This is a genomic window from Rhodoferax sp. GW821-FHT02C08 (genome assembly GCF_059421805.1).
Map to the genome: position 1 here is coordinate 18,687 of NZ_JBWKVR010000005.1, position 16,123 is coordinate 34,809.

Below are 16,123 nucleotides of genomic sequence, written 5' to 3' on the forward strand. Positions count from 1 at the left end.
GCCTGTTGCATCGCACCGCCACCGTACCCGGCACCAGACAAACAGCCGCAGCATATGTATGCGTAAGCCGGGCTGCAGCGGCAGCGAATTGCAAAGCGCCGGGCCGCCACAGAAGATGCTTGCGAGTTGCAGCAACATGCATCTTGACTCTGGCGTAGTGCATCGATGTCGGTCAAGATCGGCGCACTCCCATGTTTGCAAGAGAGATTTCCCGTATGCCCTTATCTTCCCCTTCCGACATCGCCGAAGACCGCGTGGTCTTCAGAGCGATGACCAACGACGACATCGAGCAGGCCCACGCACTGTCCGCCGAACTTCGCTGGCCGCACCGCCCGACCGACTGGGCACAAGTCTTTGAATATGCTGAAGGCACGGTGGCTGAACAAGGCGGCAAGATCGTGGGCACCGCACTGCGCTGGCGCTGGGGTGCGCAGCATGCATCCCTGGGCCTGATCATCGTGAGTCCGGCGTGCCAGGGTCGCGGCATCGGCCGCCAACTCATGGAGGTTCTGCTCGACGGACTGGACTCACACAGCGTATTGCTGCAGGCGACAGAAGCCGGTCGCCCACTGTATGAAAAGCTGGGCTTCAAGGTCACTGGCGGAATACGCCAGCACCAGGGCCTGGCTAAGCCGACACCGCTGATCGAACTACCTCCCGGTTGCCGCTTGAGGCCTGCGGGCCAGAACGAGCTGGCCGCGCTGCAATCGCTAGATGCAGCTGCGCGTGGCATGCCCCGCCTCGCACTGATAGAAGACCTGTTGGACCGGGCTGAAGCCTGCGTGGTGCTGGACTGCGAACAAACACCGCGAGGCTTCGCCATGCTGCGCCGCTTTGGTCGTGGCCACGTCATCGGGCCAGTAGTCGCCCCTGACGTGGAAGGTGCCAAGGCGTTGATCGCCCACCTGGCCGGACAAAACGCCGGCCATTTCACCCGCATCGACGTGGATGCCAACGCGGACCTGGGCGACTGGCTGACCGCCATCGGCCTGGCGGAGGTCGATGCACCGACAACCATGGTGCGCGGCACACCCTTGCCGACCACCAAAGGTGGGCCGGTACTCTTTGCTATCACAACCCAGGCCATCGGCTAAGGACCGGAATGCACGCATTCAGCTTTGTCTACAAGTCCGATCCGGTACGCGGCCGCGTATGGGCCGAAGTGTTTCGTACGCAGGCACCACATATCGACTTTCGGATCTGGCCCGATGTCGGCGATCCCGAGCAAGTGCGATTCCTGGCGGCCTGGGTGCCCCCCGATGACATCACTCACCAATTTCCCAAGCTTAAGGTGCTGTTCTCCTCCGGTGCAGGCGTGGACCAATTCGACTTGCATGCGCTACCGGCAGACCTGCCGGTGGTACGCATGGTGGAACCAGGCATCGTCGCTGGCATGGTGGAGTATGTGACCCATGCCGTGCTGGACCTACACCGGGACATGCCCAAGTACCGTCGCCAGCAGCAGCAGGCCGATTGGCGGCCACTGCAGGTCCGGCCAGCCGCCGACCGGCGCGTTGGCGTGCTCGGCCTCGGGTCGCTCGGGCAGGCAGTGCTCGCGCAGCTAAAGGCACTAGGTTTCGATTGTGCGGGCTGGAGCCGTTCGCAACACCATATCGACGGCGTGCAATGCCACGCGGGCAGCGAAGGCCTGGCTAGCTTTTTGGCACGCACCGACATACTCGTCTGCCTGCTGCCTCTGACCGACGCGACGCGCGGACTTCTCAATGCCAAGCTCTTCGCCCAACTCCCCAAAGGCGCAGGCCTGGTACATGTCGGACGTGGGCCGCAACTGGTCGATGCCGATCTACTGGCAGCCCTGGAAACAGGGCACATCGGTGACGCCATACTCGACGTAACAGAGCCTGAACCTCTGCCCGCGTCGCATCCATTTTGGTCGCATGCGCACATCGCGTTGACCCCGCATATCGCGAGCATGACACACCCGTTGAGTGCTGCACGCGTGGTGCTGGACAATCTGCGCCGCTTCGAATCCGGCGAGCCCATGGTGGGGTTGGTGGACCGCCAGCGAGGCTACTGAAAGCGTACGCAATCTACCGACAACCCCTACCGGCAGATTGCGCTGCGAGAGACCGCGAATCGGCAATTTCCCACTGTTGGCGGCACCAGCTTCGGCACCCATATTGCAACGTGCGCCCTAGCATAGAGGCATCAAGCAAGCAACTTTGGATAAGGCCTCTTCCATGTCAAAACTTCTCGTCTCCTTCAACCTCGACCAACTCGGCGAACCACGCGAATACCGGCCGCCAGCGGACCGCGTTATCGAGGGCGACATCGTCTGCCGCAACTGGGATGTCGATAGCGCCAAGGATGGCCAGGTGCGTGCCGGCGTGTTCGAGTCGACAGTCGGAGTCAACCACTCCATCAAGGGCGAGACCTGGGAGTTCTGCCTGATCCTTTCTGGCGTGGTGGAAATCACCGAGGCCGGGCAAGCACCGGTGACCTACAAGGCTGGCGACTGTTTCATCATGAAGCCCGGCTACATCGGCACCTGGCGCACGATTGAAACCGTGCGCAAGGTATGGGTCATGGCCTGAAGCAACGGCCCCCGGACAGCACGGACCACCCCATAAGCACAGAAAACCAGACCATGGCAGCCCCCAACCTCACCCTCAACGACGCGCGGCTCTATATCGACGGCAAATGGCTCGACCGTTCCAGCGCTGCGCAGATCGCCGTAGTCAATCCATACACCGAGCAGGTGGTGGGGCATGTCGCCGCCGGTTCATCGGCCGATGCCGATATGGCCGTGGCTGCAGCCCGGCGCGCATTCGAGACTTTTTCGCGCAGCACGGTAGTGGAGCGACTGGCCCTGCTAGGCCGCATCCTGGCACTACTGGAAGAACGCGCGGAACTGTTCGCACAGGCCATCGTGACCGAGATGGGCGCTGCGATCAGCTTCGCCCGGGCGTCCCATGTGCCCTATGCCATCGCCCATGTACGCGTGCAAATGGAGGTGTTGCAGCGCTACGCCTTTCTCACCAACGAGGGCGGCACCGCCTTGGCCAAAGAGCCGATCGGTGTCTGCGCACTGATCACGCCCTGGAACTGGCCGCTGTACCAGATCACCGCCAAGGTGGCACCCGCGATCGCAGCCGGCTGCACCGTGGTACTCAAGCCCAGCGAGCTCTCGCCTTACAGCGCACAACTCTTCGCGCAGGTGATGCACGACGCCGGCGTACCGGCCGGTGTGTTCAACCTGGTGGGAGGCACCGGCGAAGTCGTCGGTGCGGCACTGGCGTCGCACCCGGACGTCGATATGATTTCCATCACCGGATCGACGCGCGCGGGTGTGCTGGTGGCACAGGCGGCCGCCGTGACGGTCAAACGCGTAGTGCAGGAACTGGGCGGCAAGTCGCCCAATGTGTTTCTTGACGATGCCGACTTTGAGAACGGCGTTGCCAAGGGTGTGCTCGCAGGCATGCGCAACGTAGGCCAGTCGTGCAGCGCACCGACACGGATGCTGGTGCCGGCGTCACGCCTGGCCGAAGTGGAAGCCTTGGCGCAAGCGGCCGCGGCCAGCATCGCGGTAGGCGATCCGCGCGATGAAAAGACGGCCATGGGCCCGATCGCCAATGCCGCGCAGTTTGTCCGGGTGCAGGACATGATTGCAGCCGGCATGGACGAAGGCGCCAAGCTAGTCTGCGGTGGGCAGGGCCGACCGGTCGGACTGGCGCACGGCTTCTTCGTACAGCCAACCGTGTTTTCCAATGTGACGCCCGGAATGCGGGTAGCACAGGAGGAAATTTTCGGCCCAGTGCTGGTGATCATGCCGTACAAGGATGAGGCAGAAGCTATCGCCATAGCCAACGACACGGTTTACGGCCTGGGTGCCCACCTGCAATCGAGCGACTTGGATCGCGCCCGCCACGTGGCGGGCCGCATCCGCGCCGGACAGGTGCATATCAACTACCCCACCTGGAACGGACACGCACCGTTTGGCGGCTACAAGCGCTCTGGCAATGGACGCGAATATGGCGTCCACGGCCTGGAGGAATACCTAGAGACCAAGGCCATCATTGGCTACTGATGGTGCCGCCAAGGAACCGGGTTGAGTGCTTGACGCAGCATCGCGAGGAAGGCGGTCGTACGCGCGCTGCGACCACGCCGCGAGCCCAACATGGCCACCACGTCAGCACCAGGCAGTTCCCATCCCGGCAGGACCGCACGCAAGCGGCCTTGCACAATATCATCCGCGACATTCCATTCCGAGCGGATGGCAATACCCATGCCGGCCAAGGCCCAGTCCCGCACCACGGCGCCATCGTTGCTGGACATCACAGGGTTGATGCGAACCGTCACGGGGTCGCGCCTGGCGGCACTGAAGCGCCAGAGCGTGACATCCTCATTGTTCTCCCGCACCACCAGGCAACGGTGTCTGGCCAGGTCGCCAGGCTCGGCAATCGGCTCGGCGCGCTCCAGATAGGCGGGGCTGGCGCACAAGATGCGCCGGTTCGGCGCCAGCGTAGTCATGATCTGGTTCGGCGGGCCCGCCGGCCCGATGTGGATCACCACATCGCAGCTTTCAATAAGCTGCGCGCCGGGGTGGTCAGAAAGCTCCAGCGAAATGGTCACGCCCGCATGCGTACGTGCGAAGGCCTCAGCGACCGGCGCCACGTGCAGCCTGCCAAAGCCATGCGGTGCGGCGACACGCAGGTGCCCGCTCACCTTGCTCGTGCGGTCGCCAAGTGCTTCAGCGAGCGCGTCGATGGTGTCGGCGACCATGCGGCCGTGTGCAGCGACCAGCGCGCCTTCGTCGGTCAGGCTAGAACGCCGGCCTGTGCGATCCAGGAGCTGCACCCCGGCACGGGCTTCCAAAGCTTGCAAGCGCTGCGACACCGCGGGCGGCGTGACATTGAGCTTGCGCGCGGCTTCGGCCAGCGAACGGGAATCTGCCAGCACGGCAAAAAAGGCGAGATCTTCAGAAGTAATCATTAAGGCATAGCTTAATGTTTAATGCAGAAAACGTAAATTGCAAACTTATAGGTCGACACGGAAAATTCCTCCATCAACCGACCTGGAGAACCCGCATGAACGAGGCAATGACTACCGTAGACCTGACGCTGCAAGCGACCACCGAAAACAGCAGCTTGCATACACTGGAAACCCCTTGCCTGGTGCTCGACGCCACACGCATGGAGCGCAACGTGGCACGTTTGCGCAGGCGTATGGCGGATCTTGGCGTGCAGCTGCGCCCGCACCTCAAGACCGCCAAGTCGGTCGAAGTGGCGCGCCGGGTCATGGACTCGCCACGCGGTCCGGCCACCGTGTCGACACTCAAGGAGGCAACACTGTTCGCAGCTGCCGGTGTTCGCGACATCGTCTATGCGGTCGGCATTGCGCCGGCCAAGCTGGCCCAGGTGCTGGCGCTGCGTGCCCAAGGGATCGACCTCGCCGTGGTACTCGACACGGTGGCGCAGGCCGAAGCGGTTGCAGCCGCCTCCCGCGAGGCCGGCGCCCCCATTCCCGCGCTGATCGAGATCGATTGCGATGGCCACCGCTCTGGCGTGCTGCCGACCGACGCCACCGCTTTGCTGGCCATCGGCAAGGCGCTGGAACAAGGTGCATCGCTGCGCGGCGTATTGACCCATGCCGGCGGTAGTTATGCCGCACGCGGCGCGGAGGCTTTGCAGCAATGTGCGGAGGACGAACGGCGCAGTGTCGTTGTGGCTGCCACCATCTTGCGCAATGCGGGCTGGCCCTGCCCAGTCGTGAGCATGGGTTCCACCCCGACCGCGCACAGCGCTTCGAACCTGACCGGTATCACCGAGGTGCGGGCAGGCGTATTCGTGTTCTTCGACCTCGTGATGGCGGGCATCGGCATCTGCCGCATCGACGACATCGCGCTGTCTGTCATGGCGACAGTAATCGGCCACCAGCGCGCCAAGGGCTGGATACTGGTCGATGCCGGCTGGATGGCGTTGTCGCAGGACCGCGGCACCTCGAAACAGGCGGTGAACCAGTGCTATGGCGTGGTCTGCGACATCGCTGGCGAGCCTTACCCCGACCTGATCGTCTCCGATGCCAACCAGGAGCACGGCATCATCACCGTCCGGCCTGGCTCCAGCGGCACGCTGCCCGATCTGGCCATCGGCGACCGCGTACGAATTCTGCCCAACCATGCCTGCGCCACCGGAGCCCAGCACAGCCGCTACCACGTCGTGCGCGGTGACAGCAGCACGATCGAAGCCGAATGGCCAAGGTTCGGCGGCTGGTGATCGCGAATTTCTTTTTTGATCTTCATCCACTCTAACCCAACGTCCCAACCATGCCAGCACCTCTCACCGCTGTAGAAACCACGCCAGACCTGCCCACCCACGCCGATGTGGTCGTCATCGGTGGCGGCATCATCGGGTGCTTTACCGCCTATTACCTGAGCCAACGCGGACTGAAGGTCGCGCTGGTCGAAAAGGGGCGCATCGGTGCGGAACAGTCGAGCCGCAACTGGGGCTGGTGCCGCCAGCAGAACCGCGATGCCCGCGAGCTACCTATGGCCACCAAAAGCCTGGACCTGTGGGAACAGTTCAGCGCCGAATCCGGCGAAGACACGGGCTTCAAACGTTGTGGCCTGCTCTACCTCAGCAACAGCGAGGCGGAGCTGGCCGGCTGGGCACGCTGGGGCGAGTTCGCCCGCACCGTCGGCGTGAAAACACACATGCTGACGGCCGAAGAGGCCGCCCAGCGCGGACGCGTAACCGGTAAGCCGTGGAAAGGCGGCGTCTTCTCGCCCACCGACGGCACAGCAGACCCATCGCGGGCAGCCCCGGCGGTGGCCCGGGCCATCATGCAGCTCGGCGGCAGCGTGCACCAGGACTGCGCAGCGCGCGGCATCGAGATGGAAGGAGGCCGGCTGTCGGGCGTTGTCACGGAGAAGGGCACGGTACGCACCAAGATCGCCGTGCTGGCAGGCGGTGCCTGGGCGTCCTCCTTTTGCCGCCAGTACGGCATCCGGTTCCCGCAAGCGGCCATCCGGCAGACGGTGCTGGCGGTCTCGCCGGGGGCCAGCGAACTGCCGCCGGCACTCCACACCACCGCCGTGTCCATGACCCGGCGCAGCAATGGCGGCTACACCGTGGCCATCAGCGGTCGCGGGCGGGTGGATCCCACACCGCAATTGCTGCGCTTCTCCGCCCAGTTTCTGCCCATGTTCCAGCGCCGCTGGCGCAACCTGGCACCGGGCGGACTGGAAGGCATGCGGTCGGGCCATGAAGGAATGTCCCGCTGGCGGCTGGACCAGCCGACACCGATGGAGCGCATGCGCACCCTCGATCCAGCGGTGGACAAGGCGGTCGTGCGCTTGACCTACCAACGCGCGTTGGACCTGGTCCCGGCGCTGAAAGACCGCACCGTCACGGCGGCATGGGCCGGTTATGTTGACAGCACGCCTGATGGAGTCCCTGGCATAGGCGAGATGGCCAGCGTTCCCGGCCTGGTTCTGGCGGCCGGCTTCAGCGGACACGGCTTCGGCATTGGTCCCGGCGCCGGTCATCTGATCGCCGACATCGTCAGCGGCGCTACACCTCTTGTGGATGCGCGCCCCTACCACCCGGACCGCTTCCAGTCGCCGGCCTGGGGCAAGGTGGCGGAGTTCTAGATGTGCCGATCGAGGCGCTCTGTATCAGGCGTCGAGCCAGACGTTTTCTGCAAAAGAATAGCCCATCAGGCCACCCAGCGGAATCGGCGCCAGGCCCTTGAGCTTGCTGCTGTGGCCGTCGATGCTGGCCAGGAACAAGGGGATGCCGATACCTGCCTCCAGGTGGATCATGGTCTGCATGTCGGCGTACATCTGCTTGCGCTTGGCCAGATCGGTTTCAGCACGCGATGCCAGCAGCAGTTGGTCGAATTTCGGGCTCTTCCAGCGCGACTCGTTCCAGGCCGCGTCCGACTGGAAGAACTGGGTCAGCAGCGTATCGGCACTCGGGCGGGGATTCACATTGCCGAAACCCACCGGACTGTTCAGCCAGTGGTTGGACCAGTAGCCATCGGCCGGCATGCGCTTCACGTCCAGGTCCAGGCCGATGCCCTGTCCGGCCTGCTGCAGCAGAAGCGCAATCTCCACCGAATACATGGCCGCTGGCGAAGCCACTACCGGCACCTTGCCGGTCACACCCGACTTCTGCAGGTGGAACTTGGCCTTGTCCAGGTCCATCTTGCGCTGCGGCAGGCCCTCGAAGTAGAAACGGTTGGTCGGGTCTATCGGCTGGTCGTTCGCGATCACGGCATAGTCGAGCGCGATGGTCTTCTTCATCTGCTCGCGGTCGAACATGTACTTCATCGCCATGGCGAAGTCGGGGTTCATGCCCGGGCCTTGGTCTTTGCGCATGATCAGATCCGAATACTGACCCGACTGGGTGGTGAAGATAGCGTAGCCCGGCGTACCCTTGACGCGGGCCACGGAACGCGGGTTGACCGAAGCCACCAAGTCCATACCACCCGACAGCAGTGCGTTGACGCGTGCGCTTTCATCGCCGATGCCGACGAACTCAATCTCATCAAGGTAGGGCTTTCCAGGTTTCCAATAGGCCTCATTGCGCACCACCAGCGAGCGCACACCGGGCTTGAATTCCTTGAGCTTGTAGGGGCCGGTGCCGATGCCCGCGTTGAAGTCCGTAGTACCGTCCTTGACGATGTGGAAATGAAAGGTGCCGACGATGACGGGCAGGTCTGCATTCGGCGCGGAGAGCACCATCGTGACCTCGTTCGGGCCGGTGGCCTTCACACTTTCTATTTGGTCTGCCAGCACCTTGGCTTTCGACGCGGTGGCCGGGTCCTTGTGGCGCATCACGGAATACACCACGTCGGCTGGCGACAGCGCCTTGCCGTCATGGAACACCACACCTTTGCGCAACGTGAAGACCCAGGTCTTGGCATCCTTGGTGGTGAACGATTCGGCCAAAGCAGGCTGTGGCGTAAGGCTGCCGTCCAGCACGGTCAAACCGTTGTAGAGCATGGTGCCGCGCGAGTAGTCGGTCTGGTTCGACTGCTTTGCCGGGTCCAGCGTATCGCTGGCAGCGGCCGTGGCACCGGCTACGCGAATGCGCCCACCGCGGCGCGGAGTTTCGGCATGCGCCGTCATCGCCACACCGGCCAGGCTGGTGGCCAGCGTGGCCTGCATGCCACCAGCCATCAACATGGCAAGAATGTCGCGCCGCGTGGCACCGCGTCGTATCGATTCCATCACCCGCAGGCTTTCGCCGGGACTGACAAGTTGGTCTAGCTTGTTTTTTCTGTAGTTCATGGTGGTGAGCTCCTGGGGTTGAAAGAAAACGGGGAGGATGCGCGGTTGACCAGTAACCGCTCAGGCCAGTCGGTCCTTGAGTCGGTAGTACATACCCACCGCCGGCAGAAACCACGGCGGTCCAAAGTGGCCTGGAATAGCGGGCCAGTCGCGGCCTTGCCAGGGGTTGGCATGCACCTGGCCAGCCATGACATCGGCCATGACTTCGCCCATATGCACCGACATCTGCGTACCATGGCCGCTATAGCCCATGGCGTAATACAGCCCGTCGCGCTCGCCCGCATGGGGCAGTCGGTCCTGCGTCATATCGACCAGCCCCCCCCAGCAATAGTCGATGCGCACGGCACCCAGTTGCGGAAAAGTCTCGGTCAGGCCTGCACGCAGTATCTCGCCGCTGGCTGCATCCGATTGCGGGCTGGATATCGCAAACCTCGCCCGCCCGCCGAACACCAGCCGATGGTCGGCCGTGAGCCGAAAGTAATGGTGGATGTTGGCTACCGTGGTGTAAGTACGACGCTGGGTCAGCAGGGACTGTGCACGTTCGGCGCCGAGCGGTTCGGTGACAACAATGAAGCTGCCGATAGGCACGATGCGACGGCGCAGCCAGCCAAAGCTGCCGTAAGCACCGTGACGCGTTGCACCAGTAGCCAGCAGCACCTGCTGCGCTGTCACCGTGCCACGCGCCGTGTGCAACTGCCGGGCGCGGCCCGGGCCTGTCCGCGTGATGCGCTCAACACTGGTACCGGTATGTATCTGGGCGCCGCTGCGCTCAGCAGCAGCAGCCAGGCCCGCGGCAAAGCGGCCCATATGCATCTGGCCACTGCGTTTGTAGAGCAGGCCGCCATGGAAGCGTTCGCTTTGCACCTCAGCCTGAACCCGTGCGGCATCAAGTATCTCGACGTCGTTGTCCACGCCATCGTCTATCAGCCGCTGCGCGCTGCGTTGCAGCGCGGCCATCTGGTTGGGCCGGGTGGCCAGCTTGAGTTTGCCGTGGCGCAGAAAGTCGCAATCAATGGCCTCGTCGCGTACCACGCGGGCCACCGTGTCTACGGCTGCATCGTAGGCCTGGTACCAGGCACGCGCCTTGTCGATACCCACCTTGGCCGCCACATCGGCATAGTCCACGGCCAGCCCATTGTTGACATGTCCTCCGTTGCGCCCTGAAGCCTCGGCAGCAACACGGCTGCCAGCCTCCAGCACGACGACGTTCGCACCCCGCCGGGCCAGGGTCCGTGCGGCCGATAGCCCAGTAAACCCCGCGCCAACGATGGCCACATCGACCTGCGCGGGTAGCTCCCGCACCGGGGCAACAAAGGCAGGCGACGAATCCGTCCAGTAGGAATCAAGCTTCATGCTGCAGCACCGCCAAGATTCCGCTGCCGGGTGCCACAGCGCGCCAGCTGGCGTGATCCGTGGCTGCAGGGTAATGTGCTGCGGCCACCGTAGACGGTGTGCCTGGGACGAAAGATCATGGTCTCGGTTCCTGTGTCAAACCGGTCTCAGACCGGCGCAGGTCACGGCCTGACAGGCCTGTGCACCCACTGGATTTCGAACTGATTGAAACATGCACTGGTACGAGGCTTGTAGGGAAATGCATGCCTTGCCACGCTAAAGCTGCGGTTTGACGTGGCAGCTGCAGCACGCCATGCGGTCTGCACCGCATGCGTGCGGCGATGCACTTCCCTGCAGCGTACCGAAGCCCGAAAAGCACGGTTTTGAAGCAGCCCTCGCACCATCGCCTTGCCAGTGCCGACCTGTATTGCGCCATACATGCCGACATGGCAAAAGTGCCTTCCAGCAGCGCCGCATGATCTGCTGTCAAAACTCTCATAACCGCAGGCTTCACCAATCGCCAGCCCCATTGCAGCACCACGCGACAAGGCACAAGACCTATGCTGACAGGCATCAGAACGTCTCATCGTTTCGCATGTTTTTGCATCCACGGACCCGCCATGAACCAACTCTCAGATCTGCCTCAACTTGCTTCTCTCAGCGCCATTGACCGTGCCCACCTGATTCATCCCGTCTCGCCCTGGCGCATGCATGAACAACGCGGCCCCACTGTGTTGAGCTCTGGCCGCGGCGCCTGGCTGACAGATGCAAATGGCCACGAACTGCTCGACGCGTTTGCCGGTCTGTGGTGCGTCAACGTAGGTTACGGGCAGGAGAGCGTGGTACAGGCCGCCGCCGAACAAATGCGCCGCCTACCCTATGCCACTGGCTATTTCCATTTCAGCAGCGAGCCCGCCATCCGCCTGGCCGCCAAGTTGGTCGAGATCACGCCTGCATCGCTGACCCGGGTGTATCTGACACTGGGTGGATCTGAGTCGGTGGATGCGGCCGTGCGTTTCATCGTGCAGTACTACAACGCCATAGGCAAGCCATCCAAGAAGCAATTCATCGCGTTGGAGCGGGGCTACCACGGATCGTCATCCACCGGTGCGGGTCTGACGGCCTTGCCAGCATTCCACCGGGGCTTTGATTTACCCCTACCCACGCAGCACTACATTCGTTCGCCCAACCCCTACCGCCATGAAGGTGCCGCTGATCCGCAAGCGGTTATCGACGCATCGGTCGCCTCATTGCGCGCCAAAGTGGCCGAGCTGGGTGCCGAAAACGTGGCGGCATTCTTCTGCGAACCCATACAGGGATCTGGCGGCGTCATCGTGCCGCCCAAAGGCTGGCTCAAGGCCATGCGCGATGTCACGCGCGAGCTCGACATCCTGTTCGTCGTGGACGAAGTCATTACCGGCTTTGGCCGCACGGGCCCGATGTTCGCCTGCGATGCCGAAGGTGTGGAGCCCGACCTGATGACCATGGCCAAGGGTCTGACTGCGGGCTATGCGCCAATGGGGGCGACGATGATGAGCGAAAAGGTCTACACAGGCATCGCTGACGGTGCGCCCGATGGTGCCGTCATAGGCCATGGCGCCACCTATTCTGCGCATCCCGTTAGCGCCGCAGTCGCACTGGAGGTTCTGCGCCTTTACGAAGAAGGCGGTGTGCTGGCCAATGGGCAGCGCGGCAGCGTGCATTTTGCGGCCGGCCTGGACGCCCTGACTGCACATCCTTTGGTTGGCGAATCCCGCCACCGTGGCCTGCTTGGCGCTTTGGAGCTTGTCAGCGACAAAAACACCAAGAGCGGCTTCGATGCAGCACTGGGTTTACCTGAGCGTATCGCCCAGACAGCTTACCGCCACGGCCTGGTGTTCCGCGCGTTTGGAGACAACATCCTCGGCTTCGCACCGGCTCTCACCTTCACCGAAGACGAGTTCGCTCAAATGTTCGACCGGCTGAAGACAACGCTTGACGATGTTCTCGCCATGCCCGATGTACGTGCCGCACTGGCCGGCTAGGGCCCAACAGCCCTTTCACGTAGCAGAATCTGTGTTTTCCACGCTATAGACCTCGCCATGAACGAAGCCTTAAAGATTGACCGCCTGGACCTGCGTATCCTGGCGCAACTACAAAAAAATGGGCGGATGACCAACGTTGACTTGGCAGACGCGGTGGGCTTGTCGCCAAGCCCCTGTCTGATCCGCGTGAAGCGGCTGGAGCAGTCTGGCTACATCGCGGGCTATGGCGCGCATCTGCGCCTGGAAAAGCTCGGCGACACGCTGACCGTCTTCACCGAGGTCACCCTGTCGGACCACCGCCGCGAAGATTTCGCGCGCTTCGAAGCGGCCATCCGCGAAGTGGACGAAGTGCTCGAATGCCACCTGGTGAGCGGCGGCTACGACTACCTGCTGCGCTTCCTGACGCGCGGCGTGAACCACTACCAGGAAGTGGTCGAGGAACTGCTTGAACGCAACATCGGCATCGTCAAGTACTTCAGCTACATCGTCATCAAGTCGCCGTTCATCAAGGCGCACTGCCCCGTCGAGAAACTGTTTCCCCACCAGCGCTGAACTCCGCGCCTGACCGCATGCCAGACACCTCTTCTCGTCCCGCACCCCACCCCCGTTCGCCCGGCCGCTTTGTCCGGCTCGCAGAGACCGACCGCCCTACCCTGTCGCTGCTGATCGATGGCGAGCCGGCTACCGCCCTGGTGGGCGATACGCTGCTCGTCGCCTTGCTCAGCCACGGCCGCCGGGTGCGGGATAGCGAATTCGGCGACGGACCGCGCGCTGGCTTCTGCCTGATGGGCGCCTGCCAGGACTGCTGGGTGTGGACGCCGCAAGGCCAGCGCCTGCGCGCCTGCAGCACGCCGGCCGAGCCCGGCATGGCCGTGCTGACCCAGCCGCCGCTGCAGCATTGGCCGGTCACCCCCGACCTGCAGCAATCTCTGCAGCAGCAGGCGGCAAAGGGGCCTCTGTGAGCACCGCACCCCGCATCGTGGTGGTGGGTACCGGCCCAGCCGGTGTGCGCGCTGCCCAGGCCCTGGTCCAGGCCGGCCTGCGGCCCACCGTGGTCGACGAAAGCCGGCGCGACGGCGGCCAGATCTACCGCCGCCAGCCCGAGGGCTTCAAACGCTCCTGCGCCAAGCTCTACGGCAGCGAAGCCGGCAAGGCCCAGGCCCTGCACCAGGACTTCGACGCGCTGCGCCCGCACATCGACTACCGCAGTGACACCCTGGCCTGGAACGTGACCGAAAAAGCCCTGCATCTGGTGCATGCGGGCCAGGCCGAGACGCTACCGTTCGACGCCTTGCTGGTCTGCGCCGGAGCCACTGACCGGCTGATGCCAGTGCCCGGCTGGCACCGCGCCGGCTGCTACAGCCTGGGCGCGTCGCAGATCGCCTTGAAGGCGCAGGCCTGCGCCATCGGCCAGCGCGTGGTCTTCATGGGCAGCGGCCCGCTGCTGTACCTGGTGGCCTCGCAATACCAGCAGGCCGGCGCCCAGGTGGCGGCCGTGCTGGATACCGCGCCCGCGTCCAAGTCCTGGGCCGCCATCACCGGCCTGCTCGCGCGGCCCACGCTGGCGCTGCGCGGGCTCGGCCTGATCCGCGGCCTGCGCCGTGCCGGCGTGCCGGTGCTGCAAGGCGTGACGCCTCTGCTGATCGAAGGCGACGAGCGCCTGGGCGTGCAGGCGGTGCAGGTCCGTGACGCGCAAGGCCGTACACAGCGCTTCGAATGCGACGCAGTCGGCCTGGGCTGGCACTTGCGCGCCGAAACCCAGCTGGCCGACTTGGCCCGCTGCGAATTCGATTTCGAACCCGTGAGCCGCCAGTGGCTGCCACGCATCGATGGCGACGGCCGCAGCAGCACGCCGGCGGTCTACCTTGCAGGCGACGGCGTACGCATCCTCGGTGCCGACGGCGCGGAAGCCGCCGGCCGCCTGGCTGCGCTGGCGGCGCTGGCCGACCTCGGGCATGTCCAGGGCCGCGCCCTGTATGAAAACGAATCGGCCACGCTGCGCCGCACCCTGGCGCGGATGGACCGCTTCCGCCTAGGCCTGGCGCGCACCTTCCCCTGGCCGCATGCGCAGGCCGCGACCCTGCCCGACGAGGCGGTGGTGTGCCGCTGCGAAGCCGTCACCGTGGGCGAACTGCGCCGCTGCGTGAACGAACTCGGCAGCCAGGAAGTCAACCGCGCCAAGGCCTTCAGCCGCGTCGGCATGGGCCGCTGCCAGGGGCGCTTTTGCGGCCATGCCGCGGCCGAGATCGTGGCCCAGGCCTGCGCAATTCCGGTAGAACAGGTAGGACGGCTGCGTTCGCAGGCGCCCGTCAAGCCGCTGATGATGGACACGCTGGAGGCCACCGAATGAGCGCAACCACATTCGACACCGACGTGCTGGTATTGGGTGGCGGCCTGATGGGCACCAGCACCGCGTTCTTCCTGCGCCAGCATGGCAAATCGGTCACGCTGCTCGAGCGTGAACTCGTGGGCCGGCAGGCCAGCGGCACCAACTTCGGCAATGTGCGCCGGCAGGGCCGCGAACTGCACCAGATGCCGCTGGCCAACCGCGCGCGCGCCGTCTGGGGCCGGATCAAGGAGCTGCTGGGCGAGGATGTGGAATTCGTGCCCTATGGCCATCTGCGCGTCTGCTATACCGAGAAGCAGGCCGCAGTGATCGAGAAACATGCGCGCGACGTGAAGCCACTGGGCCTGGACCTGGAGCTGTTCAGCGCCGAGCAGTTGCGCCAGCGCTGGGGCATCTTCGCGCCCAGCGTGGTGGCCGGCTCGTATTCACCACAAGACGGCCACGCCAACCCGCGCCTGGCCGGCCCCGCCTTTGCGCGCGCGGCACAGCGCGCCGGCGCCAACATCATTGAGCATGCCGAGGTGCTGCAAGTCGAGCGTGACGGCAATGGCTTCGTCGCCCACACGGCCGATGGCCGGCGCTTTCGCGCGCCGCAGATGCTGGTGGCCTGCGGCGCCTGGTCGAACCGCATGGCCGAGCAGTTCGGCGAGCGCGTGCCGATGGAGGCCCGCGGCCCGCAGATGGGTGTGACCGAGCCACTGCCCTACGCGATAGGCCCGTCCATCGGCCTGTCGTCGCCCATAGAAACCGAAGGCCTATACTTCCGCCAGATCGCGCGCGGCAACATCGTCTTCGGCGGCGGGCTCAAGGGGCCAGCCCATGCAGACCTGGTCCGCGCCTATGTGAAGCCCGACAACGTGCTGCGCCAGTTGCGCGAACTGCGCCGCTTCGTGCCCGCCTTCGCCCAGGTGCAGTTGATCCGCGTGTGGAGCGGCATCGAGGGCTACACCGTCGACTGGCAACCCGTGATGGGGCCTAGCGCCAAGGTGCCCGGCCTGCACTACGCCTTCGGCTTCAATGGCGAGGGCTTTGCCATCAGCCCCGGCGTGGGCGAGACCATGGCCGAACTGATGGCCACAGGCAATACGTCGATTCCGCTGGCGCCCTATGCCATCGGGCGATTCGCAGCGCTGCAGCAGGCGCGGCAAGCAGCATAACTATCAA

The 16,123-nt window shown here is 64.4% G+C and carries 14 protein-coding genes; 11 read left to right on the forward strand and 3 right to left on the reverse strand.

What is annotated here, in order from left to right:
• Window positions 1-215: 215 nt before the first annotated feature.
• From AC07VY_RS07495 to AC07VY_RS07510, 4 genes are all read left to right on the forward strand, one after another.
• Window positions 216-1,094: a GNAT family N-acetyltransferase gene (locus AC07VY_RS07495; RefSeq protein ID WP_495097146.1), complete on the forward strand. Its 879-nt coding sequence runs from the start codon at window positions 216-218 to the stop codon at window positions 1,092-1,094.
• 8 nt (window positions 1,095-1,102) lie between these two features.
• Window positions 1,103-2,038 carry a 2-hydroxyacid dehydrogenase gene (locus tag AC07VY_RS07500; protein WP_495097145.1) on the forward strand — a complete coding sequence of 312 codons (936 nt, stop codon included), beginning with the start codon at window positions 1,103-1,105 and terminating at the stop codon, window positions 2,036-2,038.
• A 163-nt stretch (window positions 2,039-2,201) separates the two neighbouring features.
• A complete protein-coding gene (locus tag AC07VY_RS07505; protein WP_116607683.1) occupies window positions 2,202-2,555 on the forward strand; it encodes a cupin domain-containing protein in 354 nt (117 codons plus the stop codon).
• Between the two features lie 53 nt (window positions 2,556-2,608).
• Window positions 2,609-4,048, forward strand: coding sequence for an aldehyde dehydrogenase family protein (locus AC07VY_RS07510; protein WP_495097144.1), 1,440 nt, complete (start codon window positions 2,609-2,611; stop codon window positions 4,046-4,048).
• On the opposite strand, the gene AC07VY_RS07515 is transcribed toward AC07VY_RS07510, so the two are convergent.
• Window positions 4,042-4,953 (reverse strand): LysR family transcriptional regulator, encoded by a 912-nt coding sequence (locus tag AC07VY_RS07515; RefSeq protein WP_495097143.1) that lies wholly within the window; start codon window positions 4,951-4,953, stop codon window positions 4,042-4,044. The genes AC07VY_RS07510 and AC07VY_RS07515 overlap by 7 nt on opposite strands.
• Window positions 4,954-5,048: 95 nt before the next feature.
• Here AC07VY_RS07515 and AC07VY_RS07520 point away from each other — a divergent pair, with 95 nt between their 5' ends.
• Both AC07VY_RS07520 and AC07VY_RS07525 read left to right on the forward strand, forming a co-directional pair.
• Window positions 5,049-6,236, forward strand: a complete 1,188-nt coding sequence (locus AC07VY_RS07520; protein WP_495097142.1) for a DSD1 family PLP-dependent enzyme — start codon at window positions 5,049-5,051, stop codon at window positions 6,234-6,236.
• A 50-nt stretch (window positions 6,237-6,286) separates the two neighbouring features.
• Window positions 6,287-7,612 carry an NAD(P)/FAD-dependent oxidoreductase gene (locus tag AC07VY_RS07525; protein ID WP_495097141.1) on the forward strand — a complete coding sequence of 442 codons (1,326 nt, stop codon included), beginning with the start codon at window positions 6,287-6,289 and terminating at the stop codon, window positions 7,610-7,612.
• A 24-nt stretch (window positions 7,613-7,636) separates the two neighbouring features.
• On the opposite strand, the gene AC07VY_RS07530 is transcribed toward AC07VY_RS07525, so the two are convergent.
• Window positions 7,637-9,256 (reverse strand): ABC transporter substrate-binding protein, encoded by a 1,620-nt coding sequence (locus AC07VY_RS07530; RefSeq protein WP_495097140.1) that lies wholly within the window; start codon window positions 9,254-9,256, stop codon window positions 7,637-7,639.
• Window positions 9,257-9,316: 60 nt separating this feature from the next.
• Complete coding sequence (locus AC07VY_RS07535; protein ID WP_495097139.1) at window positions 9,317-10,609, reverse strand: NAD(P)/FAD-dependent oxidoreductase; 1,293 nt, start codon at window positions 10,607-10,609, stop codon at window positions 9,317-9,319.
• Between the two features lie 599 nt (window positions 10,610-11,208).
• On the opposite strand from AC07VY_RS07535, the gene AC07VY_RS07540 reads away from it, so the two are divergent.
• From AC07VY_RS07540 to AC07VY_RS07560, 5 genes are read left to right on the forward strand one after another with little or no spacing between them, the layout of a single operon-like run.
• Window positions 11,209-12,612 carry an aspartate aminotransferase family protein gene (locus tag AC07VY_RS07540; RefSeq protein ID WP_495097138.1) on the forward strand — a complete coding sequence of 468 codons (1,404 nt, stop codon included), beginning with the start codon at window positions 11,209-11,211 and terminating at the stop codon, window positions 12,610-12,612.
• Between the two features lie 57 nt (window positions 12,613-12,669).
• Window positions 12,670-13,164 carry an Lrp/AsnC family transcriptional regulator gene (locus AC07VY_RS07545; protein WP_495073725.1) on the forward strand — a complete coding sequence of 165 codons (495 nt, stop codon included), beginning with the start codon at window positions 12,670-12,672 and terminating at the stop codon, window positions 13,162-13,164.
• A gap of 17 nt (window positions 13,165-13,181) precedes the next feature.
• On the forward strand, window positions 13,182-13,574 hold the full coding sequence (locus tag AC07VY_RS07550; RefSeq protein WP_495097137.1) for a (2Fe-2S)-binding protein: 393 nt from the start codon (window positions 13,182-13,184) through the stop codon (window positions 13,572-13,574).
• The gene (locus tag AC07VY_RS07555) at window positions 13,571-14,962 is read left to right on the forward strand and encodes an FAD/NAD(P)-dependent oxidoreductase (protein WP_495097136.1); all 1,392 of its coding nucleotides are present in this window, start codon (window positions 13,571-13,573) and stop codon (window positions 14,960-14,962) included. Before AC07VY_RS07550 ends, AC07VY_RS07555 begins: the two co-directional genes overlap by 4 nt.
• The gene (locus AC07VY_RS07560) at window positions 14,959-16,116 is read left to right on the forward strand and encodes an NAD(P)/FAD-dependent oxidoreductase (protein WP_495097135.1); all 1,158 of its coding nucleotides are present in this window, start codon (window positions 14,959-14,961) and stop codon (window positions 16,114-16,116) included. Before AC07VY_RS07555 ends, AC07VY_RS07560 begins: the two co-directional genes overlap by 4 nt.
• The last annotated feature ends 7 nt before the right edge of the window (window positions 16,117-16,123 follow it).